Source organism: Ancylobacter mangrovi, assembly GCF_024752355.1.
GTDB classification, from domain to species: Bacteria; Pseudomonadota; Alphaproteobacteria; order Rhizobiales; family Xanthobacteraceae; genus Ancylobacter; species Ancylobacter mangrovi.
In genome coordinates this window covers 214,802-234,619 of sequence record NZ_JANTHZ010000007.1, presented here as the reverse complement: position 1 = coordinate 234,619, position 19,818 = coordinate 214,802, and the positions used below count along the sequence as shown (strand labels likewise).

At 69.1% G+C, this 19,818-nt stretch carries 25 protein-coding genes and 1 tRNA gene; 15 read left to right on the top strand and 11 right to left on the bottom strand.

The annotated features are described in order from the left end of the window. Positions 1-11: 11 nt before the first annotated feature. The gene (locus NVS89_RS16240) at positions 12-200 is read left to right on the top strand and encodes a hypothetical protein (RefSeq protein ID WP_258733808.1); all 189 of its coding nucleotides are present in this window, start codon (positions 12-14) and stop codon (positions 198-200) included. Positions 201-205: 5 nt separating this feature from the next. Here the strand turns inward: NVS89_RS16240 and dprA are convergent, their stop codons facing one another. The 4 genes from dprA to NVS89_RS16220 form a co-directional block, all read right to left on the bottom strand. After that, entirely contained in the window at positions 206-1,318 is a 1,113-nt protein-coding gene (gene dprA / locus NVS89_RS16235) for a DNA-processing protein DprA (RefSeq protein ID WP_258733807.1), read from the bottom strand. Between the two features lie 3 nt (positions 1,319-1,321). Then, entirely contained in the window at positions 1,322-1,927 is a 606-nt protein-coding gene (plsY, locus tag NVS89_RS16230; protein WP_258733806.1) for a glycerol-3-phosphate 1-O-acyltransferase PlsY, read from the bottom strand. Between the two features lie 63 nt (positions 1,928-1,990). Continuing rightward, positions 1,991-3,301 carry a dihydroorotase gene (locus NVS89_RS16225; protein WP_258733805.1) on the bottom strand — a complete coding sequence of 437 codons (1,311 nt, stop codon included), beginning with the start codon at positions 3,299-3,301 and terminating at the stop codon, positions 1,991-1,993. Further along, positions 3,294-4,247 carry an aspartate carbamoyltransferase catalytic subunit gene (locus NVS89_RS16220; protein WP_258733804.1) on the bottom strand — a complete coding sequence of 318 codons (954 nt, stop codon included), beginning with the start codon at positions 4,245-4,247 and terminating at the stop codon, positions 3,294-3,296. Before NVS89_RS16220 ends, NVS89_RS16225 begins: the two co-directional genes overlap by 8 nt. A gap of 163 nt (positions 4,248-4,410) precedes the next feature. Here NVS89_RS16220 and NVS89_RS16215 point away from each other — a divergent pair, with 163 nt between their 5' ends. Continuing rightward, a complete protein-coding gene (locus NVS89_RS16215; protein ID WP_258733803.1) occupies positions 4,411-4,797 on the top strand; it encodes a hypothetical protein in 387 nt (128 codons plus the stop codon). A 46-nt stretch (positions 4,798-4,843) separates the two neighbouring features. On the opposite strand, the gene NVS89_RS16210 is transcribed toward NVS89_RS16215, so the two are convergent. Beyond that, entirely contained in the window at positions 4,844-5,782 is a 939-nt protein-coding gene (locus tag NVS89_RS16210; RefSeq protein WP_258733802.1) for an AEC family transporter, read from the bottom strand. Between the two features lie 3 nt (positions 5,783-5,785). Beyond that, positions 5,786-6,268, bottom strand: coding sequence for a Holliday junction resolvase RuvX (gene ruvX / locus NVS89_RS16205; protein WP_258733801.1), 483 nt, complete (start codon positions 6,266-6,268; stop codon positions 5,786-5,788). Positions 6,269-6,416: 148 nt separating this feature from the next. Here ruvX and NVS89_RS16200 point away from each other — a divergent pair, with 148 nt between their 5' ends. Beyond that, positions 6,417-7,118, top strand: coding sequence for a metal-dependent hydrolase (locus tag NVS89_RS16200; protein ID WP_258733800.1), 702 nt, complete (start codon positions 6,417-6,419; stop codon positions 7,116-7,118). A gap of 10 nt (positions 7,119-7,128) precedes the next feature. Here NVS89_RS16200 and NVS89_RS16195 read toward each other — a convergent pair whose 3' ends face one another. Beyond that, the gene (locus NVS89_RS16195) at positions 7,129-8,061 is read right to left on the bottom strand and encodes a hypothetical protein (RefSeq protein ID WP_258733799.1); all 933 of its coding nucleotides are present in this window, start codon (positions 8,059-8,061) and stop codon (positions 7,129-7,131) included. A gap of 111 nt (positions 8,062-8,172) precedes the next feature. Between NVS89_RS16195 and NVS89_RS16190 the strand changes: the two genes are divergently transcribed. The 6 genes from NVS89_RS16190 to NVS89_RS16165 all read left to right on the top strand — a co-directional run bounded on the left by NVS89_RS16190 (position 8,173) and on the right by NVS89_RS16165 (position 11,571). Continuing rightward, positions 8,173-8,508: a hypothetical protein gene (locus tag NVS89_RS16190; RefSeq protein ID WP_258733798.1), complete on the top strand. Its 336-nt coding sequence runs from the start codon at positions 8,173-8,175 to the stop codon at positions 8,506-8,508. Between the two features lie 24 nt (positions 8,509-8,532). Continuing rightward, positions 8,533-8,838, top strand: coding sequence for a hypothetical protein (locus NVS89_RS16185; protein ID WP_258733797.1), 306 nt, complete (start codon positions 8,533-8,535; stop codon positions 8,836-8,838). Between the two features lie 193 nt (positions 8,839-9,031). Further along, positions 9,032-9,361, top strand: a complete 330-nt coding sequence (locus NVS89_RS16180) for a hypothetical protein (RefSeq protein WP_258733796.1) — start codon at positions 9,032-9,034, stop codon at positions 9,359-9,361. A gap of 139 nt (positions 9,362-9,500) precedes the next feature. Continuing rightward, positions 9,501-9,788 (top strand): Asp-tRNA(Asn)/Glu-tRNA(Gln) amidotransferase subunit GatC, encoded by a 288-nt coding sequence (gatC, locus tag NVS89_RS16175; RefSeq protein ID WP_258733795.1) that lies wholly within the window; start codon positions 9,501-9,503, stop codon positions 9,786-9,788. Positions 9,789-9,793: 5 nt separating this feature from the next. Then, complete coding sequence (gene gatA / locus NVS89_RS16170; RefSeq protein ID WP_258733794.1) at positions 9,794-11,275, top strand: Asp-tRNA(Asn)/Glu-tRNA(Gln) amidotransferase subunit GatA; 1,482 nt, start codon at positions 9,794-9,796, stop codon at positions 11,273-11,275. After that, positions 11,266-11,571, top strand: a complete 306-nt coding sequence (locus NVS89_RS16165; RefSeq protein WP_258733793.1) for a chorismate mutase — start codon at positions 11,266-11,268, stop codon at positions 11,569-11,571. Before gatA ends, NVS89_RS16165 begins: the two co-directional genes overlap by 10 nt. 36 nt (positions 11,572-11,607) lie before the next feature. On the opposite strand, the gene NVS89_RS16160 is transcribed toward NVS89_RS16165, so the two are convergent. Together NVS89_RS16160 and NVS89_RS16155 are read right to left on the bottom strand one after the other, a co-directional pair. Then, complete coding sequence (locus NVS89_RS16160; RefSeq protein ID WP_258733792.1) at positions 11,608-11,916, bottom strand: DUF6455 family protein; 309 nt, start codon at positions 11,914-11,916, stop codon at positions 11,608-11,610. A 61-nt stretch (positions 11,917-11,977) separates the two neighbouring features. Further along, positions 11,978-12,949 (bottom strand): threonine dehydratase, encoded by a 972-nt coding sequence (locus tag NVS89_RS16155; RefSeq protein WP_258733791.1) that lies wholly within the window; start codon positions 12,947-12,949, stop codon positions 11,978-11,980. 183 nt (positions 12,950-13,132) lie between these two features. Here NVS89_RS16155 and gatB point away from each other — a divergent pair, with 183 nt between their 5' ends. Further along, positions 13,133-14,608, top strand: a complete 1,476-nt coding sequence (gene gatB, locus NVS89_RS16150; protein ID WP_374114584.1) for an Asp-tRNA(Asn)/Glu-tRNA(Gln) amidotransferase subunit GatB — start codon at positions 13,133-13,135, stop codon at positions 14,606-14,608. A 15-nt stretch (positions 14,609-14,623) separates the two neighbouring features. Then, on the top strand, positions 14,624-15,127 hold the full coding sequence (locus NVS89_RS16145) for a GNAT family N-acetyltransferase (protein ID WP_258733790.1): 504 nt from the start codon (positions 14,624-14,626) through the stop codon (positions 15,125-15,127). 50 nt (positions 15,128-15,177) lie between these two features. Here NVS89_RS16145 and NVS89_RS16140 read toward each other — a convergent pair whose 3' ends face one another. Then, positions 15,178-15,861, bottom strand: a complete 684-nt coding sequence (locus tag NVS89_RS16140; RefSeq protein WP_258733789.1) for a hypothetical protein — start codon at positions 15,859-15,861, stop codon at positions 15,178-15,180. Positions 15,862-16,187: 326 nt separating this feature from the next. After that, positions 16,188-16,466 carry a hypothetical protein gene (locus NVS89_RS16135; protein WP_258733788.1) on the bottom strand — a complete coding sequence of 93 codons (279 nt, stop codon included), beginning with the start codon at positions 16,464-16,466 and terminating at the stop codon, positions 16,188-16,190. A gap of 352 nt (positions 16,467-16,818) precedes the next feature. Here NVS89_RS16135 and NVS89_RS16130 point away from each other — a divergent pair, with 352 nt between their 5' ends. From NVS89_RS16130 to NVS89_RS16115, 4 genes are all read left to right on the top strand, one after another. Continuing rightward, positions 16,819-17,529, top strand: a complete 711-nt coding sequence (locus tag NVS89_RS16130) for a glutathione S-transferase family protein (RefSeq protein WP_258733787.1) — start codon at positions 16,819-16,821, stop codon at positions 17,527-17,529. 164 nt (positions 17,530-17,693) lie between these two features. Continuing rightward, positions 17,694-17,785: transfer RNA gene (locus NVS89_RS16125), tRNA-Ser, on the top strand. Between the two features lie 288 nt (positions 17,786-18,073). Continuing rightward, a complete protein-coding gene (locus NVS89_RS16120) occupies positions 18,074-19,093 on the top strand; it encodes a DUF262 domain-containing protein (protein WP_258733786.1) in 1,020 nt (339 codons plus the stop codon). Continuing rightward, positions 19,093-19,704, top strand: a complete 612-nt coding sequence (locus NVS89_RS16115; RefSeq protein ID WP_258733785.1) for a hypothetical protein — start codon at positions 19,093-19,095, stop codon at positions 19,702-19,704. The genes NVS89_RS16120 and NVS89_RS16115 overlap by 1 nt, the downstream gene beginning before the upstream one ends. The last annotated feature ends 114 nt before the right edge of the window (positions 19,705-19,818 follow it).

Here is a 19,818-nt window from a genome sequence, read left to right as displayed (position 1 = left end):
ACGGAACTTTCGTGAACGAGATCGATCGCCACGCAGACCGGACGCGTGAGACCGCGGACTATATCGCCACGCTGGCCCACGAACTTTCCGAGCTCGCCGACACCACCGACCTCGCGGTGCTGCGCTATCTGCTCGAGATGGCACGCGATGAGGCACGCGCGGCGGCCCGCCGCGCCGAGCCGGGCGGGCAGGACGACTGACGCCGTCACAGCATCGAGACCCGGCCGCCGCCGTGCCGCTCCAGTCGGCCGGCGAGCTCGAGCTCGAGCAGGACGATCTGCAGCTCGGCGGCGCTCGTGCCCGCCATGTGCACGAGGTCGTCGACCGGCAGGGGCGTCGGCCCGAGCAGTCCGATCACCCGGGCACGCAGGTCGTCGCCCGGCTCGGGCGCCTCCATCGGCGGGGACACCTCCTCGTCGGCGTCGATGACCGGCAGGCGCTCGCGGAACGCGGCCAGCGCCGACATCACGTCCGATACGTCGGTGACGAGCGCGGCGCCCTGCTTGATCAGCGCGTTGGTGCCGCCCGCGCGCGGGTCGAGCGGCGAGCCCGGCACGGCGAAGACCTCGCGGCCCTGCTCGCCGGCAAGGCGCGCGGTGATGAGCGAGCCCGAGCGCTCCGCCGCCTCCACCACCACCACGCCGAGCGACAGGCCCGACACCAGACGGTTGCGGCGCGGGAAGTCGCGCGAGCGCGGCTCCCAGCCCATCGGCATCTCGGTGAGGACCACGCCGCGCTCGGCGATGGCGGCAAGCAGCCGCTCGTTTTCGCGGGGGTAGGGCCGGTCATGGCCGCCGGCGAGCACGGCGATGGTGCCGGTGTCGAGGCTCGCCTCATGGGCGACCGTGTCGATGCCGCGCGCCAGCCCGGAGGCGATCACCCAGCCCGCCGTGCCGAGCCCGCGCGCCAGCCGCGCCGCCATGGTGCGCCCGGCGCCCGAGGCGTTGCGCGAGCCGACCATGCCGACCACGGGCGCGCTCATGAGCTCGGGACGGCCGCGCACGGCGATGAGGGGAGGCGCGTCCTCGATCTGGCGCAGCAGCACGGGATAGGCCGGCTCGCCCAGCGCGATGAAGCGGCCGCCGATGCGTGCCAGCGCCTCCATCTCGGCCTCGGCCTCGGCGATGGAGGGAATGCGCGGCTCGATCAGCCGGCCGCCGCGCCGCGCCATGCCGGGCAGCGCCTCCAGCGCCGCCGCCGCGCCGCCGAAGCGGTTGACGAGGTTGAGGAAGGCCCGCGGCCCGACATTCTCGGCCCGGATCAGGCGAAGCCAGTCGCGGCGCTGGCCGTGGTCGAGCTCGACGCCGCGTAAGGCCAAACCTCAGCCCTTCCCGCCGATCCGGCCTTCGGTGCCGGCGATCAGCCGAGCGATGTTGGCGCGATGCATGAACCAGAGCAGCGCCGAGAGGATCGCCAGCAGCAGGCCGGTCGGCGGCGGCGCGATCAGGAAGGCGGCGAGCGCGGTGAGGATGCTGGCGACGAGCGCGGAGAGCGACGAGTACCGGGTGACGAAGGCGACGGTGAGCCAGGAGGCGGCGAACACGATCGCCGCCTGCCAGGCGAGGGCGATGGTCACGCCCAGGAACGTCGCCACCCCCTTGCCGCCCTTGAAGCCGAGCCAGACCGGGAAGACGTGGCCGAGGAAGGCGCCGAGCGCCGCCGGCAGCGTATCGGCCGCGCCGAACAGCCAGCCGGCGAGCAGCACGGCGACCGTGCCCTTCAGCGCGTCGCAGAGCAGCGTGATCGCCGCCAGGCCCTTGCGCCCCGTGCGCAGCACGTTGGTCGCGCCGATATTGCCGGAGCCGATGCTGCGGATGTCCTTGGTGCCCGCGAGGCGGGTGATGATGAGGCCGAACGGGATCGCGCCAAGGAGGTAGCCGAGCAGCAGCGCGGCATAGCTCGACATCGGGGGCAGGGACCAACTCATGGGACCGACCTTAGTGGCTTTCGCCGGAAAGTGTATCCCGGTAGGGCACCGGGACGCTCCGGCTCACACGTATTCATACACCGTACAGCCGGCGACAAGCGTGCGTATGACGCGCCCCTCGAAGCGGGCCTCGTCGAATGGGGTGTTGCGGCAGCGCGACTTGAGCATCGCCGCGTCGAGGATCCACGCCTCGTCGGGCGCGATCAGCGCGATGTCCGCCGCTCGCCCGGGGCGCAGCGTGCCCGCCTCCAGCCCGAGAAGCTGGGCCGGGCGGGTCGACATGGCGCGGACGAGGCTCATCAAGTCGACCGAGCCGTCATTCACCAGCCGGAGCCCGGCCGCGAGCATGGTCTCGATGCCGATGGCGCCGAAGGCCGCTTCCGAGAACGGCAGGCGCTTGACCTCGACGTCCTGCGGGTTGTGGTCGGAGACGATGACGTCGACGAGCCCTTCCGCCACCGCCTGCACCAGCGCCTGCCGGTCGTCCTCCGCGCGCAGCGGCGGGCTGAGCTTGAAGAAGCTGCGATAGCCGACGACGTCGCGCTCGTTGAGCGTCAGATGGTTGATCGAGGCCGAGGCGGTGATGTCGAGCCCCGCCTCGCGGGCGCGGCGCAGCACGTCGAGCGAATCGGTGCAGGTGAGCGAGGCGGCGTGGTAGCGCCCGCCGGTCATGGCGGCGAGGCGCACGTCGCGCTCGAACACGATGGTCTCCGCCGCCCTGGGCACGCCGGCGAGACCGAGGCGCGAGGCCAACTCGCCCTCGTTCATCACCCCTTCGCCGGTCAGGCCGGCATCCTCGGTGTGGTGCACGATCAGCGCGTCGAAATGGCGGGCATAGGTGAGCGCGCGGCGCATCACCTGGGCGGAGGGCACGGAGCGGGTGCCGTCGGTGAAGGCGACCGCGCCGGCGGCCTGCAGCAGGCCGATCTCCGTCATCTCGCGCCCTTCCAGCCCCTTGGTCAGGGCGGCCATGGGATGGACGTGGACGATGGCGGTGTCGCGGGCGCGGCGCAGCACGAAGTCGACGATGGCGGGATCGTCGATGACGGGATCGGTGTCGGGCTGGCACACGATGGTGGTCACGCCGCCCGCCGCCGCCGCCTGGCTGGCGGAGGCCAGCGTCTCGCGGTGCTCGGCGCCGGGCTCGCCGATGAAGGCGCGCATGTCGACGAGGCCCGGCACGGCGATCAGGCCGCGGCAGTCGACGATCTCGGTGTCGTCCGGCAGGCCGGCGGCCTTCAGGTTGCCGGCGATGTCCTTGATCACGCCGTCGGCGATCAGGATGTCGCCATGGGTGTCGAGGTCGCGCGAGGGATCGAGGATCCGGGCGCCGGACAGCAGGGTGGGGCGCGGCGTGGAGCGCAGGTCAGGCATTGGGCAGCGTCCGCGAGAGCGCGTCGAGCACGGCCATGCGGACGGCGACGCCCATCTCGACCTGCTCGCGGATGAGGGACTGGGCGCCGTCGGCGACCGCCGAATCGATCTCGACGCCGCGGTTCATCGGGCCGGGATGCATCACGAGTGCGTCCGGCCGGGCATGGCGCAGCTTCGCCTCGTCGAGCCCCCAGAAATGGAAATACTCTTTCACCGAAGGCACATACGAGCCGTTCATGCGTTCGCGCTGGAGCCGCAGCATCATGACGATGTCGACGTCCTCCAGCCCCCGGCGCATGTCGCTATGGACCTCGACGCCGAAGCGCTCGATGTCGGTCGGCAGCAGCGAGGGCGGCGCGACCACCCGCACCTGCGCGCCGAGCGCCTGCAGCAGCAGGATGTTGGAGCGGGCGACGCGCGAATGGGCGATGTCGCCGCAGATCGCGACCAGCAGGCCCTGGATGCGCCCCTTGTTGCGGCGGATGGTGAGCGCGTCGAGCAGCGCCTGGGTCGGGTGCTCATGCGCCCCGTCGCCGGCATTGACCACCGCGCAGTCGACCTTGCGCGCCAGCAGCTCGACAGCGCCGGAAGCGCTGTGGCGCACGATCAGCACGTCCGGGTGCATGGCATTGAGTGTCGCGGCAGTGTCGATCAGCGTCTCGCCCTTCTTCAGGGAGGAGTTGCTGACCGCCATGTTCATCACGTCCGCGCCGAGCCGCTTGCCGGCCAGCTCGAACGAGGACTGGGTGCGGGTCGATGCCTCGAAGAACAGATTGATCTGCGTGCGCCCGCGCAGCGTCGCGCGCTTCTTCTCGATCTGCCGGTTGAGGATGACGAATTCCTCGGAGAGGTCGAGCAGCCCGACGATCTCTTCGGGAGACAGGCCCTCGATGCCGAGCAGGTGGCGGCGCGAGAGGGTGAAGCTGGCGGTCGGGTTCGATGTCATATCGAAGTCGGCTGGATAGACGCAGCACGGCCCCGCCGCAAGTCTTTCCCGTCGCTGTCCACGGCGAGCGGCTGTCCCGGTGGCGGGGTGCCGTCAGGGAACTTCGTTCGCACGCCCACGTTGTCGCGCCACAGTGCTGAGGGGCACGATTGGAGAACGATCGATGACGAGGTCCGTTCAGTCCACCCGGCCGGCTGCCGGCCGGCTCGCCGCGATGGCCGTAGCTGCCGTGGCCGCTCTGAGTGCCGTGCCTGCCGCCGCCCTGCCCATGTCGGGCGCCGCGGTTCCCGAATCCGCCCGTGCGACGTCCGCTCCGGTCGAGCAGGTGCGCTGCGAGGGCTGCGCGGTCGGCCTCGGCGTGGCCGCCGGCGTCGTCGCCGGCGCGGCGATCGCAAACGCGGCGCGCCCGCGCTACTACGACGCTCCCCGCTATTACGGCCCGCCGCCCGGCCCGGTCTATTACGGCCGCCCGGCCTATGCCCGCCCGGCCAACCGCTGCTGGGTGGAGACCAACCCGATGCGCGGCACCGGCTACTGGACCCGCTGCTGACCCTGCGGACAGCATGTAGCGGCAGGGACGCAGCCGTCCTTGCCGCTCACCCCCCCAGATGCGACACGGCGGCGATGATCGCCGGCATGGTCACGGCGGCGAGCACGGTCTGCACGGTGAGCATCTGCGCGAGCAGCGGCGCGTCCCCGCCCATCTGGCGGGCGAGCACGTAGCCGTTCGGCGCCGAGGGCACCGAGGAGGCGACCGCGACGATCAGCAGGTCCACGTCGGTGAGGCCGAGCGTCCAGCCGATCAGGATCGCCACCAGCGGCACGCCGATGAGCTTTACCGCGCTGGTGAGCCAGGTGGCGCCGCGCGGGCGGCGAAGGTCCGCGAGCCGCAGCCCGGCGCCGACCACGAGCAGGCCGAGCGCCAGCGACGCCCTTCCTAATATGTCGCCGAAGTCGAAGATCACCGCCGGCACGTGGATGTGCAGCAGGTTGATCAGCCCGCCCAGCGCGCAGGACCAGATGAAGGGATTGCGCACGATCTGGATCAGCATGGCGCGGTTGCCGCCGGCCGCGCCTTCGCCGTGGCGCGCCAGCACCGCGACGCTGATTGTGTTGAGGGTCGGGATCATCACCGCGAGCCCGACCGCCGCCACGGCGAGGCCGGCGGTGCCGGTGAGCGAGCCCGAGACCGCAAGCGCGATATAGCTGTTCCAGCGCAGCGAGCCCTGCACCACCGAGGTGTAACCCGGCCCCATCAGCCGCAGCCCCCGGCAGATCGGCTCGCGCATCACCACCAGCAGCGCGCTGAACAGTGCGATGGCGCCCAGCAGCGACACCGAGACCTGGAACACCTTCACATTGCCGAGCTCGGCGCGCGAGATCGAGACGATGAGCAGCGCCGGGAACAGGATGAAATAGGTGAGCCGCTCCAGCGCCACCCAGTGCGAATCCTCCGGCAGCAGGCTGCGCTTCAGGATCTGGCCGAGGGCGATGATGAGGAACACCGGGACCAGGGCGCCGAGCACACCCGTCATGCGTCACCTGTCCCCGGCGATGTGGCGCAGGCGGTCGAGCGCCCCCTGGAGGATGAAGACGGCGGCCTGCTGGTCGACCACCTCGGCACGGCGGGCGCGGCTCATGTCGGTGGCGATCATCTCGCGCTCCACCGCGGCGGTGGACAGGCGCTCGTCCCACAGGATGATCGGCAGCTCGGTCAGCCGCGCGAAGTTGCGGGCGAAGGCGCGGGCCGACTGCGCGCGCGGGCCCTCGCTGCCGTCCATGTTGACGGGCAGGCCGAGCACGAAGCCGGCGGCGCCGCGCGCCTCGGCGAGCGAGAGGATGCGGGTGGCGTCGGGCGTGAACTGCTTGCGGGCGATGGTCTCGACCGGCGTCGCCAGCCGGCGGTCGGGATCGGAGCTGGCGATGCCGATGGTGCGCGTGCCGAGGTCGAGCCCGACGAGGCTCCCGCGCTCGGCGAGCAGCGGGGCGGCTTCAGCGATGGTGAGGATCGGCGCGACCATGGTGCCGTGCGCCTAGCACGCCCGCGCGCGCCGCGCCATATGGCGGGGCAGGGCGCGGGCAGCGGCGGGCACGCGTGACCGGCTCCGCGCTTGAGTCGTCCGCGCCGTCGCCTATCCTCCCGCCCACTTCCTACCCACGGAGATGGCAATGAAGATCACCTGGTTTGGCCACGCGGCCTTTCGTCTCGATTTCGCGGACAAGGTCGTGCTGATTGACCCGTTCCTGACGGGCAATCCCGCCTTCGACGGCGATTTCGCCGCGGCGACCGCCGGCACGACTCATGTCCTGCTCACCCACGGCCATGGCGACCATCTCGGCGACACGGTGGCGATCGCCAAGGAGACCGGCGCGACCGTGGTGGCCAATGCGGATCTGGCGAGCTGGCTGGCGACGCAGGGCGTCGAGAAGCTGGAGATGATGAACACCGGCGGCACCATCCATACCGAAGGTTTCGCGGTGAGCATGGTGCGGGCGGACCACTCCTCCGGCATGATGGTGGACGGCGCCAGCGTCTATCTCGGCAATCCGAACGGCCTGATCGTCAAGGCTCCGGGCGAGCCGGTGGTCTGGCACATGGGCGATACCGACATCTTCTCCGACATGGCGCTGATCGCCGAGCTGCACCGGCCCGAGATCGTCATCGTGCCGATCGGCGACCGCTTCACTATGGGGCCGGAATCGGCCGCCGTCGCGGTGTCGCGCTATCTCGGCGGGCTCACCGTCATTCCCGGCCACTACGCGACTTTCGGCCTGCTGGAGCCCGATGCCGAGCGCTTCATCGCGCTGGTCGGCGAGGAAGCGACCGTCGTGGTGCCGGCCAAGGGCGAGGCGGTCGAGTTCGCCGCCTGAGCGGCGCCGCTCACCCCGGGGCGGTGGCGGCGAGCCCACGGCGCACTGCCCGGGCCTGGCGTACCAGCGCGGTCGCCAGCAGCATCTCCATCGCGTCGACGAGCGCGGGCCGGGCGAGGAAACCCGGCCCGCCCTGCGCACGGTCCTCGATCCGCCGCACGAGGCCGGCCTCGACCGCCTGCTGGAGGATGTCGACGATGTGCGAGCGCGAGAGCTTGTAGGAGCGCGCCAGTTCGGCGGCGGAGAGCGGCGCACCGGCGCCCCCATTCTCGAACAGCGCGAACGCCAGGATCAGCCCGCCGTCGCGCTCGACGAACAGTTCGAGGCTCGGCACGTCGAAAACCGGGCGCCATCCGGCCCGGATCGGCTCGACCAGCGCGCCGACATAGGCGGCGAGGAACGCCTCGTCGCGCAGGCGGGCGAGGCCCTCCGCTCCTTCCGGGACGGCACTCGCGAGCGCCTCCAGCATCACCGCCCAGCGCTCGCGGTGCAGGTCGAGCAGGCGGTCGGTGACGACGAGCCGGCGCCGGCGGCGGTCATCGTCGGGCGCCGACGCCACCAGCCCGAACAGCCGGCACGCGGCGAGCACGGCGCTGACGCGCCCGGGACTGCATATGTCGAGCGCGGCCGCCTCGGCCTTCAGCCGGCCGGAGGTCAGGCCCTGCGCCTCGGGCGGCTCGAAATGCAGGTCGATCATCAGCGACATCAGGGTCAGCCGGCCGCGATCGTTCATCAGCCGGGAGAGCAGGCGGTCGTGGCGGTAGGAGGCGCAGAGCTTGGCGGCGGCGGCGCGCGCGATGCCGGGAAAATCGGGCCGGGCATGCAGGCGGGAACGTTCCGCCTCCTCTTCCGCCGACAGGGCCGGATCGGTTCGGACCGCGGCGAGGGGCGGGGCGTCGTCGCTCTCGCGGACCCGTGTTGCGGGCACTCCGGCGAGCATCATCGCCGTCCCCGGCTCTGGCCGAAGCGATCAAAAATCGACATTGTGTCTCCCCCTCCGTTCGGCTCTAAGTCGCGCCGTTTCCGCAACGATACGTCCAGGCGAGGACGCGACATGACCGGACTTCGTTCTTTCCTTCCGACCGTGACGGTCGGCGCTGCGCTGGCACCGCTGCTCTCGGTGCTCGGTGTGGTGGGCCTGCCCGCGCCGTCGGCGCAGGCGGCCGTGGTCTATTGCACCGGTCCGGGTGTGCCGGCCGGCTGCGTCGTGCGTGCGACGCCGCTCGCCGGGCCGAATCCGGTGGCGCGTGCCGCGGTCTATTGCACCCGGCCGGGTTATCCGGTCGGCTGCGTGCCGGGCCCCGCCGCCGCGCCGGCGGCGCGCGCGGTCGTCCGGCCCGGGCCGGGCGTGAATCTTGGCGGGCCGGTCAACCGACCGGGCCTGCGCTGAATCCCACCTCCGAAGGAGATTAGCATGACCCTCTCTCGTGTCGTCCCGGTGCGGGAGGCTCTCGCGGCCGCCTGCCTTGGTGCGCTGATGTTCGCCGCCGCACCGGCCCATGCCGACAAGGCCTCGGCCGACGCCTGCGCCGCCTCGCTGTCGGCCGACGGCAAGGCGATCTACGCCGCCGCCATCGGGCAGGTGAGCTCGGGCGCGGATGTGCGCGAGACCGTCACCAGCACCACCAAGTCGCTCGCCATGTCCGGCCAGATCAGCCGCGGCAGCGCCCGCAGCAATGCCGAGGCCGCCGGCGCCTGCCTCGCCCAGGCCGGCTCGTGATTCGACGGGCGGCGGGCGACCGCCGCCCGCCATCCCGCCGGCACCCGAGAAGGGCCGGCAAACCAAGCATCCGCGGGGGAACAGTCGGCGCCGTCGGCGCTTGTCGAGGGGGTGTCCTGCCCGACTCCTCGGGCGGGTGACACGAAAGTAACGCTTTCGGGTTACCTTTGGCCACGTCACGCGAGGAAGCGACATGACTGCGAATCACAGCCGACTTTCGTTCCTGGCCCGCGCGGGGGCCGCCGCTGCGCCCGCCGCCCTGCTTTTCGCCGGCCTTTCCTTCACCGCTCCGGCGCCCGCCGATGCCGCGGTGGTCTATTGCACCGGCCCCGGCTATCCGCGCGGCTGCGTGGTGCGCCCGACCCCGGCGCGCACCACCGCCAGGGTCATCTACTGCACCCGTCCGGGCTATCCGGTGGGCTGCGTCGCCGGCGGCCCGGCGCGTGCGCAGACCCGCGCCTTGGCCCGTCCCGGCCCCGGCGTGAACCTCAATGGCGGCGTGAACGGCCCCGGCCTGCGCTGAACTCCGGCGCCCGGACGCCGGCGCCCGGAATCGCCACCGGCCGTCCTCCATCCCCGCCTGAAACCGGCGCCCTGCGTTGCGGGGCGCCGTGCCCGCCTGCTATAGGGCGCGCATCGGTTTCAGAGGATTGGAATTTCGGATGTCGGTCGATCAGGCGACGGTCCGGCGCGTGGCGCATCTGTCGCGCATCGCCGTGACGGAGGAGGAGGTGGCTCACCTCCAGGGCGAGCTCAACGCCATCCTCGCCTTTGTGGAACAGCTCGGCGAGGTGGACACCACCGGCGTCGAGCCGATGACCAGCGTCATCCCGATGAAGCTGCCCCTGCGGGCGGACGTGGTGAACGACGGCGACGCCGCCGAACGGGTGCTCGCCAACGCGCCCGCCAGCGAGGACGGCTTCTTCGCCGTCCCGAAAGTGGTGGAGTGAACGCGATGTCGGATCTCACCCGCCTCACCATCACCGCCGCCCGCGAGGGCCTCGCCAGCCGTCATTTCACGGCCACCGAGCTGACCCAGGCCTATATCGACGCGATCGAGCCGGCCGGCGACCTCAACGCCTATGTGCTCGCCACGCCCGAGAAGGCGCTGGAGATGGCCAAGGCCAGCGACGCGCGCATCGCCAAGGGCGAGGGCGGCAGGCTGGAAGGCATTCCGCTCGGCATCAAGGACATGTTCGCGACCGAGGGCGTGCGCACCACCGCCTGCTCGCGGATCATCAGGAACTTCGTGCCGCGCTACGAATCGACCGTGACCTCGAAGCTCTGGAGCGAGGGCGCGGTGCTGCTGGGCAAGCTGAACCAGGACGAGTTCGCCATGGGCTCGTCCACCGAGACCAGCGCCTTCGGCTGCGCCGTCAATCCGTGGCGGCGCAAGGGCTCGGAGCAGCCGCTCGTGCCCGGCGGCTCGTCGGGCGGCTCGGCGGCGGCGGTGGCGGCGCATATCTGCGCCGGCGCGGCGGGCACCGACACCGGCGGCTCGATCCGCCAGCCGGCGGCCTTCACCGGCACGGTCGGCATCAAGCCGACCTATGGGCGCTGCTCGCGCTGGGGCATCGTCGCCTATGCCTCCTCGCTCGACCAGGCGGGGCCGATCGCCCGCTCGGTGAACGATGCCGCGCTGCTGCTGCGCTCCATGGCCGGCCACGACCCCAAGGATTCGACCAGCGCCGACCTTCCCGTGCCGGACTATCAGGCGGCGGTCGGCGGCTCGATCAAGGGCAAGCGCATCGGCATCCCGAAGGAATACCGGGTCGAGGGCATGTCGCCCGAGATCGCCGCGCTCTGGGACAAGGGCGCGGACATGTTGCGCGACGCGGGGGCGGAGATCGTCGAGATCAGCCTGCCGCACACCAAATACGCGCTGCCGTCCTACTACATCGTCGCGCTGGCCGAGGCCTCGTCCAACCTCGCGCGCTATGACGGCGTGCGCTACGGCGAGCGGGTCGATGGGCGCGACATCATCGAGATGTACGAGAAGACCCGCGCCGCCGGCTTCGGCGCCGAGGTGCGCCGGCGCATCATGATCGGCACCTATGTGCTGTCCGCCGGCTATTACGACGCCTATTATCTGAAGGCGCAGAAGGTGCGCACGCTGATCAAGCGCGACTTCGAGACCGCCTTCGCCGACGGCATCGACGCCGTGCTGGCGCCGACAACGCCCTCGGCGGCGTTTGGCATCGGCGAGAAGTCGGGGGCCGATCCGGTGGAGATGTATCTGCAGGACGTGTTCACGGTGACGCTCAACATGGCCGGGCTGCCGGGCATATCGGTGCCGGCGGGGCGGTCCTCGGAAGGGCTGCCGCTGGGCCTCCAGCTCATCGGCCACCCGTTCGGCGAGGCGGGGCTGTTCGCGCTGGCGCAGGTGATCGAGGACGCCGCCGGGCGCTTCGAGTGCCACGACAAGTGGTGGCTGTGACCATGCGCATCCTGCCCGAGAACGAGCGCTCCCTCGCGCCCTTCCGGGCGGAGATCGATGCCATCGACGGCGAGATCGTCGAACTGCTCGCCCGCCGCTTCGAGGTGGTCAAGCATGTGATCGCGGTGAAGCGGGCGGAGGGCCTCGCGGCGCTCCTGCCCGAGCGGGTCGAGGATGTGGTCGAGAAGGTGATGGTGCGCGCCGAGACCAAGGGCGTGCCGCCCGAGCTGGTCGAGAAGCTCTGGCGCATCCTCATCCAGTGGGTGATCGACTACGAGAACGAGCGGCTCGGCTGAGCCGCTCGATCGCCGGTTCCTGCCCGTATTTCCGCCTCAGCTTCCGCTGCCGGCGGCGTCCAGCGAGCACACGGCCTCGCTGAGCGAGGCGAACTCGATGTCGGCCTGGCGCTCGGCCCAGCGCGCGAAAGGCTCGACGTTGCGGCAGAAGCCGGGCGGCGGCTGGTTCTCGGAAGCCTCCGCCACCCAGGCGCGGCATTCGTCCCCGGCCTGGCAGCCGAGGCAGCGCTGCACCGCCGCGCGCAGCTCGCGCTCCGAAAGGGTCGGGCTGTCGACGTCGACCCCCGCCTGCTCCAGCATCCGGCCGAACAGGGCCAGACGTTCGTCGATCGTGTCCACCTTCATGTTCGCCTCCTTCGCTTTGCCCGATCGTGGCAAGAAGGTGGCCGGCCGGCGTTGATCTTCCTCAAGCCGCCGGGGTAGGCCCGCCCGCGACCCAGTCCCGGAACAGGGCGAGGTCGATATTGCCGCCCGAGAGCACCACGCCCGCGCGCCGGCCGCGCAGCGTCTCCTTCTTGCGCAGCAGCGCGGCGAGGGCGGCGGCGCCGGCGCCTTCCGCGAGGTTGTGGGTGTCCTCCCAATAGACCCGCACGGCCGCCGCCACCTCGTCGTCGCTGACGGTGACGACGCGCGAGGCGCCTTCGCGGATGATGGCGAGCGCGCCGGCATCGGGCACCCGCACCGCGAGCCCGTCCGCCTTCGTGTCGGCGCTGTTGGTCTCCACCGGATGGCCGGCCTCGAAGGACAGCGCATAGGCGGGGGCGTGCGCGCTCTGCACGCCGACGATCTCGGTCGAAAGGCCGAGCAGGTCGCGGGTGAGGATGGCGCCGCATATGCCCGAGCCGAGGCCGATCGGCACGTAGAGCACGTCGAGCGGCGGCGCGGCGCGGAACAGCTCCAGCGACCAGGTCGCCACCCCCAGCACCAGGTCGCGATGGAAGGAGGGCGCGAAGGTCAGTCCCTCCCGCGCGGCGAGCTCCATGGCGTGGGCGCGGGCGGCGTCGAAGTCGGTGCCGTGCTCGATCAGCCGTGCGCCGAGCGCCGCCATGGCGGCGTTCTTCTCGAGGCTGTTGCCGTGCGGGACGACGATGGTGACCGGAATGCCGAAGCGTGCGCCGGCGAAGGCGAGCGACTGCCCGTGATTGCCGCGCGTCGCGGAGATGATGCCGCGCGGGACGCCGTCCTCCCGGGCGAGCCGCGCGAGATGGATCAGCCCGCCGCGCACCTTGAAGGCGCCGGTCGGGGTGTGATTCTCGTGCTTGACCCACACCTCCGTCCCGGCCCGGCGCGCCAGCATCGGCCAGGCATATTGCGGCGTGCCGGCGAAAACGGTGTGGATGTCGGCCAGGGCGCTCTCGAGCTCGTCGATGGTGAACATGTTGTCGGCTCGACCTCGCTTGGCTGTGAAGGTTCGCGGTGGAGGGCGGGCGCCCGCCGGGGATGGCGGACGGAGCGGGCGCCGGTTGCGGGTCCGCGGTACACGGAGTAGGGAAACGGCGCAATCGGACGTTCCGACGACCCGTTCCGCGCCGATGACCTATCCAGACGAGGCCCGCCGAGGATGAACATGCACGCCCGCCCCGCCGACCCGAAGAAGCTGATCAAGGGCGCGACCGGCGACTGGGAAGTCGTGATCGGCATGGAGATCCATGCCCAGGTCACCTCCAATTCCAAGCTGTTCTCCGGCGCCTCGACCGCCTTCGGCGGCGAGCCCAACAGCCATGTCTCCCTCGTCGACGCGGCCATGCCCGGCATGCTGCCCGTCATCAACGAGGAATGCGTGAAGCAGGCGGTGCGCACCGGGCTCGGGCTGAAGGCCGAGATCAACCTGAAATCCGTCTTCGACCGCAAGAACTACTTCTACCCGGACCTGCCGCAGGGCTACCAGATCAGCCAGTACAAGAGCCCGATCGTCGGCGAGGGCGTGGTGCTGGTCGACACCGCCGAGGGGCAGATCGAGATCGGCATCGAGCGCCTGCATCTCGAGCAGGACGCGGGCAAGTCGATCCATGACCAGCACCCGACCATGTCGCTGGTCGACCTCAACCGTTCGGGCGTGGCGCTGATGGAGATCGTCTCCCGGCCGGACCTGCGCTCCTCGGAGGAGGCCAAGGCCTATGTGACCAAGCTGCGCACCATCCTGCGCTATCTCGGCACCTGCGACGGCGACATGGAGAAGGGCAACCTGCGCGCCGACGTGAACGTCTCGGTGCGCAAGCCCGGCGACGAGTTCGGCACGCGCTGCGAGATCAAGAACGTCAACTCGATCCGCTTCATCGGCCAGGCGATCGAGACCGAGGCGCGCCGGCAGATCGGCATCATCGAGGATGGCGGCACGATCGAGCAGGAGACCCGCCTGTTCGACCCGAACAAGGGCGAGACGCGTTCCATGCGCTCGAAGGAAGAGGCGCACGACTACCGCTACTTCCCCGACCCGGACCTGCTGCCGCTCGAATTCGACCAGGCCTTCGTCGACGAGCTCGCCGCGCATCTGCCCGAGCTGCCGGACGAGAAGAAGGCGCGCTTCGTCTCCGCCTACGGCCTGTCGGCCTATGACGCCGACGTGCTGGTCGCGGAGAAGGCGACCGCCGACTATTACGAGGCCTGCGCCGACGGGCGCGACGCCAAGGCGGCGGCGAACTTCATCGTCAACGAGCTGTTCGGCCGGCTGAACAAGGACGGCAAGGACATCGAGACCTCGCCGGTCTCGGCCGCGCAGATCGGCGCCATCGTCGACCTGATCGCCGACAAGACCATCTCCGGCAAGATCGCCAAGGACCTGTTCGAGATCGTGTTCACCGAGGGCGGCGACCCGCGCGCCATCGTCGAGGCGCGTGGCATGAAGCAGGTGACGGACACCGGCGCCATCGAGGCGGCGGTCGATGCCATCATCGCCGCCAACCCGGACAAGGTCGAGCAGGTGAAGGCCAAGCCCACCATGCTGGGCTGGTTCGTCGGCCAGGTGATGAAGCAGACCGGCGGCAAGGCCAACCCGCAGGCGGTGAACGAGCTGCTCAAGGGCAAGCTCGGCATCTGAAGGCGGGGATGAGCCGTGACCGGCGAACAGGGCGAATCGCACGCCCGCGACCTGTCGGTGAGTATCGAGCGGGCGACGCGGGCGGACCTGCCGGAGATCGTCGCCATCCTCGCCGCCGACCGCCTGCTGGGCGAGCGCGACAGCACCGATCCGTCGGCCCTGCCGGTCTATGAGGAAGCGTTCGAGGCGGTGAACGCCGATCCCGACCTCGCCCTGTACGTCGCGCGGCGCGAGGGCAGGGTGCTGGGCACCTTCCTGCTGGTGGTCTTCCCGGTGCTGGTGCGGCGCGGCGCGCGGATAGGCGTGCTGGAGCAGGTGCAGGTTCACCCGGAAGCGCGCGGCAGCGGCATCGGCTCCGCGATGGTCACGTTCGCCATCGCCGAGGCGCGCCGGCGCGGGGCCAACTCGCTCCAGGTCGCGACCAACAAGAAGCGCATCGACGCCCAGCGCTTCTATGAGCGCCTCGGCTTCGAGCGCCGGCACGAAGGCTTCAAGCTGGATCTGAGCGGGCCGGCATAGCGGCCCTCCCGGCTGCGTTCAGGACGCACGGCCGGGGAAGCGGGCAGTATTCAGGGCAGGCATTTCGCCATGAATACGTGCCACGCCTTGGCGCCGGTGAGGTTGTGGCTCGCCTTGTAGACCTTCCACGCCGCGTTGCAGCGGTTCAGCGCCGCGCGCTCGTCCTCCTTCTCCTCATTCTGCTCGTCGGCATCCGCCGCGGCATCGCCGATCGGGCGCGTGCCGACGGAGGGGACGGAGGTGCGCGGCTTGGCGGCGGCGTCGCTTCCCGGGTTCTTCGGGGTTGCGCCGGTCTCGGGCGCCTTGGCCGGAGGGTTGGAGGGCTTGGCCGCATTGGCGCCGGCCGCGGTGCCGGCGAGGCATTGCTGCGCGAATTCGCGATAGGTGAAGTCGCCAGTCTGGTTCTTCGCCTTCATCTCGTTCCACAGGTCGGCGCACTGCTTGATCGAGGGCTGCGCCGCCGTGGCCGCCGGGCCGGTGGGAACGGGCGCGCCGGAGCCGGAGGGCTTCGCCGCCGGCTTCGAATCGCCCGGCTTGGCGGGCGCGGGCGAATCGGCGGGGGCGTCGTCGTCGTCCGACAGCTCGGCCAGGCACTGGCGTGCGAAGTCGCGATAGGTGAGGTCGCCGGTCTTGCCCTGCGCCTTCATCTGGTTCCAGCGATCCGCGCAGGCCTGCGTCGGCGAGGACTGCGCATGCGTCGGCGCGGGCAGCGCGAGGGCCGCGAGAAGGAGCACGCAGGCCCACGCGGCCGCGAATCGTCTGGGCATGCGGCTCGGCGAATACAGACGGCTCGGCGTCGGCATGAGGCTCGGCGTTGGCAAGAGGTACGGTCGGCGGAAGCGAAGGCCGGCGCGAGGCCGGCCTTCCCGGGAGAGCTTAACCGTTTCGGCCCGACGGGGCGAGGGGACGGCGCCGTCAGGTGTGGCCAACGGCCAGTCGACTGTCCCGCCATGCGTGCCGATCGCCGGCGGGAAGCATCAGTTCGCGGGAGCGCCCATCGCAGGCGATGGGAATCGACCCCGGCCGGCGCGGATGTCGCGGACCGGCGGGGCCGCCGCGCTCACGCGCCCTTCATGCACTTCGAGATGAAGTCCTTCTGGGTCACGCCCTTGAGCTTGCCCGCCTTGTGGTCGACCGACCATTCCTTCTCGCAGCTCTTCTGCTGCTTGGAGACGGCGACCTTGCTGGTCTTGGGCTTCTCAGGCGTGGCACTGGCGTGAGTCGCGGTCGCGGCGGGAGCAGCACCGGCCGGCGCCGTGCCGGACGAGGCAGCGAAGGCGGAAGCCGACGCGAGGACGAACGTCGCGGCGGTCAGCCCGGCAAGGAGGCGCTTGGTCATTTCTTGAAACCCTCGTTTCACATCCGCGTCGTTGCGGACGCCGCGATTACTTATCCGCCTCATGTCGAAATTTGGACGGAATCAAGCAAAAATTTAGCGAACTCTTTAACGCTCTGCTTGGTGATGACGTATCGGCAAGTAAAACCGTAAAATAATAAGTATATATGATGACGTACCGTCACCTAACCTTCTGCCCTGTGCCTGCGCCCTGTGCCTGCGCCCTGTGCCTGCGCCCTGTGCGCCGCCCCCGCGCGTGCGGGCGCGCGTTTCGTGCGTGCTTGCCAGCGGCGGGCGCTGGTCCTAGTTCTGATGTGGAAACGCCCGCGGGGGCGATGCGGAAGGCGTTCTGTCCATGGCCGAGCTTCAGACCCAGCCGATCCAGCTCTATTACTGGCCGACGCCCAATGGCTGGAAGATCAGCATCATGCTGGAGGAGTGCGGGCTGCCCTATGAGGTGCGCCCCGTGAACATCGCCCGCGGCGAGCAGTTCAAGCCCGATTTCCTCGCCATCTCGCCGAACAACAAGATCCCGGCCATCGTCGACCCGCAGGGCCCGGACGGCGCGCCGATCTCGGTGTTCGAGTCGGGGGCGATCCTTCAGTATCTCGGGCGCAAGACCGGCCAGTTCTACCCGGCCGACGAGCGCGGGCGGGTCGAGGTCGACCAGTGGCTGTTCTGGCAGATGGGCGGGCTCGGCCCGATGGCCGGGCAGGCGCACCATTTCCGCATCTACGCGCCCGAGAAGCTGCCCTACGCCGTCGAGCGCTACACCAACGAGGTGCACCGCCTCTACGGCGTGATGAACCGGCGCCTGTCTGACCGCCCCTATATCGCCGGTGACTATTCCATCGCCGACATGGCCTGCATCGGCTGGGCCAAGCTGTGGGAGCGCCAGGGGCAGAGCCTCGAGGAGTTCCCCCATTTCGCCGCCTGGCTGGAGCGGGTGCTGGCGCGGCCGGCGGTGAAGCGCGGTCTGGCGGTGAACGCCGAGGATCGCGGCACGATCGATCTCGCCACCGACAAGGAAGCGCGCAGCATCATGTTCGGCCAGCGCGCGCGCTGAGGCGGGCGAGGGCGCCGGGCCACGCGCGCCGCGACCCCCGGGCCGGCGGCGTGCGCCGCTGTGCAGCGGGAGGGGACATGCGGCGAAAGCCCTTGACCGGCGGGATGGGGAAACCTAGACAGGTCGCCGCCGATACGGTGCGCGCCGCGCAGCCGGTGGCGGCTGGAGACGTGGCCGAGAGGCTGAAGGCACTCGTTTGCTAAATGAGCAGGCCCCCAAAAGGGTCTCGAGGGTTCGAATCCCTCCGTCTCCGCCATTCGCCGCTTATTACCCTCTATAGCGCGATATTGCCGCCGATCACCGCGCATGCACCCCACGGTGCTAAGAGCCGCTGATTCGAAGCTGCAGCCAGACAAATCTTAAAGCCATCGAACGGCAGCTTCCGACCCCATACCGGTCGCCCCACAGACGTTCCTAAATGCCCAGACGCAGACATTCCTGCACTGCTGGTCGGCTCGCGCTGGAGCAGCCGGAGGTTCGACGGCGATTCCGATAGGCTAGGTGACGCGGCACCGTCAGTCATCTATGTAGCAATGAGATAAAAATGGGGGCGGCTGTGGATCGTGTCGACTACGAATCTCTGATTATCCAAGATCTTCTGAACTTTCATCGCGACAAGAGCTTGAACATCAGCCCGTGGTATCAGCGCCGGTCGGTCTGGTCGGAGCCCCAAAAGGCCTACCTGATCAACACCATCTTCGAGCAGAAGCCGGTGCCCAGCCTGTACGTGCGCCATCAGATCGACGTCGACGCCGAGAAAAGCATCAAGGAAGTCGTTGATGGTCAGCAGCGCATTCGCACTATCCTGTCCTATCGAGAGGATGCCTTTGCCGCTCGGCACCCCGAGCACAAGAACAAGGTGAAGTACTCTCAGCTGAGCAAGACGCAACGGGAGACCTTCGTGGCCACCAAGCTCTCGGTTGGCTACCTGATCGGTGCCGAGGATCAGGACGTCATCGAGATCTTCGGTCGTATCAACTCCATCTCCAAGACGCTTAATCCGCAGGAGAAGCGAAATGCGCTCTACAGTGGCGAATTCAAGCAGTTCTCGCTGACGCAAGCGGCCGAGCGGCTCCCGTTCTGGCGCGCGACGGACGTCTTCACCGCGGCCGACATCTCGCGCATGCAGGAGGTCCAGTTCATTTCGGACTTGGCGATCAACATGATCAAGGGCTTGAGCGACTTCAACGCGAAGACCATCGACAAGTTTTACAAGGATCGCGACGTGGATTTCCCAGAACGCGAGGACATTGCGAAGCGGATGGAGAGCCTATTCGTGAAGCTGGTGGCTATCCCCGCTACCGCCTTTAAGGACACCATCTTCAAGCAATACCAGCTCGCCTTCAGCCTGATGGTGGTGGTCGACCGCATGAGGGATCAGAATCCCTCGGCCGAGAAAATCGAACAGGTCATCCGCGATTTCGACGCACGGGTCGCTGGCTATCAGGAGCTGGATGTCCGAACCGAGGAGCAGTCGAATCTCATCGAGGGTTTCACCGGCGGTAACCTGCACCGTATCAAGTCCAGGACCCTTCGTGATCAGGCGCTTGCCGCTGCATTCTGATGCCATCGCTGGTCAAGGACTACGCTGATTTCCGCGCGGAGACCGCTCGGCTGACGAGCCTGCTGGCGTCGACAACGACGCTGGCCCCCAAGCATCGCAAGTACATCGCCGAGGTGGCGTTGTTGCGGTTGGCGATCCTGATCGAGAACTCAATGAAGACCGTATTCTGCAAGCTCTGCTGCGGAGCGACCTTCATCGACGGGGCTGCACCTACCTTGATCGTGCAACAGCGCAATATCCCGACCGCCGTCAAAACTATGAAAACTCTAAATCGGCCGGTGACGCGCAACGGCTTGCCCTGGAACGACGGCAAGGAGATCCGGGAGAACATCAAATTCGTCATAGATCCCAGCGACAAGTGCCACCAAGAGCTGATCAATCACGCGGGCCTCATGACCGATATTCGGTGGATCAGGAACCACATCGCCCATAGGAACGATGGCACGCGAAAGAATTTCGTGAAGCTGATCCAACGCTACTACGGCGCCCGCGTTCCCGGCGTCACGTGCGGCAATCTTCTGGTATCGCCGCGCGTCTCGTACACCCGTCCATTGATCGAGACCCATATCGTCAAAGCCAATGTCATGATGAGGGATATCGTCAGAGGCTAGCTCGCCTGAACCCCTTCCCGCTTCGTTGATCGGTTTCGTGACGTCCTTCATCTGTCAGCGGATGTCTGCTTTTCGGCGCCCCTTCTGAATGCAGACTGTCCGTTAACCACCCCA

What these genes read in the sequence shown, in the direction of transcription:
- plsY (WP_258733806.1), bottom strand. Translation starts at nt 1,927, where the DNA reads ATGAGTTGGTCCCTGCCCCCGATGTCGAGCTATGCCGCGCTGCTGCTC.
- NVS89_RS16225 (WP_258733805.1), bottom strand. Translation starts at nt 3,301, where the DNA reads ATGCCTGACCTGCGCTCCACGCCGCGCCCCACCCTGCTGTCCGGCGCC.
- NVS89_RS16220 (WP_258733804.1), bottom strand. Translation starts at nt 4,247, where the DNA reads ATGACATCGAACCCGACCGCCAGCTTCACCCTCTCGCGCCGCCACCTG.
- NVS89_RS16215 (WP_258733803.1), top strand. Translation starts at nt 4,411, where the DNA reads ATGACGAGGTCCGTTCAGTCCACCCGGCCGGCTGCCGGCCGGCTCGCC.
- NVS89_RS16210 (WP_258733802.1), bottom strand. Translation starts at nt 5,782, where the DNA reads ATGACGGGTGTGCTCGGCGCCCTGGTCCCGGTGTTCCTCATCATCGCC.
- ruvX (WP_258733801.1), bottom strand. Translation starts at nt 6,268, where the DNA reads ATGGTCGCGCCGATCCTCACCATCGCTGAAGCCGCCCCGCTGCTCGCC.
- NVS89_RS16200 (WP_258733800.1), top strand. Translation starts at nt 6,417, where the DNA reads ATGAAGATCACCTGGTTTGGCCACGCGGCCTTTCGTCTCGATTTCGCG.
- NVS89_RS16195 (WP_258733799.1), bottom strand. Translation starts at nt 8,061, where the DNA reads ATGATGCTCGCCGGAGTGCCCGCAACACGGGTCCGCGAGAGCGACGAC.
- NVS89_RS16190 (WP_258733798.1), top strand. Translation starts at nt 8,173, where the DNA reads ATGACCGGACTTCGTTCTTTCCTTCCGACCGTGACGGTCGGCGCTGCG.
- NVS89_RS16185 (WP_258733797.1), top strand. Translation starts at nt 8,533, where the DNA reads ATGACCCTCTCTCGTGTCGTCCCGGTGCGGGAGGCTCTCGCGGCCGCC.
- NVS89_RS16180 (WP_258733796.1), top strand. Translation starts at nt 9,032, where the DNA reads ATGACTGCGAATCACAGCCGACTTTCGTTCCTGGCCCGCGCGGGGGCC.
- gatC (WP_258733795.1), top strand. Translation starts at nt 9,501, where the DNA reads ATGTCGGTCGATCAGGCGACGGTCCGGCGCGTGGCGCATCTGTCGCGC.
- gatA (WP_258733794.1), top strand. Translation starts at nt 9,794, where the DNA reads ATGTCGGATCTCACCCGCCTCACCATCACCGCCGCCCGCGAGGGCCTC.
- NVS89_RS16160 (WP_258733792.1), bottom strand. Translation starts at nt 11,916, where the DNA reads ATGAAGGTGGACACGATCGACGAACGTCTGGCCCTGTTCGGCCGGATG.
- NVS89_RS16155 (WP_258733791.1), bottom strand. Translation starts at nt 12,949, where the DNA reads ATGTTCACCATCGACGAGCTCGAGAGCGCCCTGGCCGACATCCACACC.
- gatB (WP_374114584.1), top strand. Translation starts at nt 13,133, where the DNA reads ATGAACATGCACGCCCGCCCCGCCGACCCGAAGAAGCTGATCAAGGGC.
- NVS89_RS16135 (WP_258733788.1), bottom strand. Translation starts at nt 16,466, where the DNA reads ATGACCAAGCGCCTCCTTGCCGGGCTGACCGCCGCGACGTTCGTCCTC.
- NVS89_RS16130 (WP_258733787.1), top strand. Translation starts at nt 16,819, where the DNA reads ATGGCCGAGCTTCAGACCCAGCCGATCCAGCTCTATTACTGGCCGACG.
- NVS89_RS16120 (WP_258733786.1), top strand. Translation starts at nt 18,074, where the DNA reads ATGGGGGCGGCTGTGGATCGTGTCGACTACGAATCTCTGATTATCCAA.
- NVS89_RS16115 (WP_258733785.1), top strand. Translation starts at nt 19,093, where the DNA reads ATGCCATCGCTGGTCAAGGACTACGCTGATTTCCGCGCGGAGACCGCT.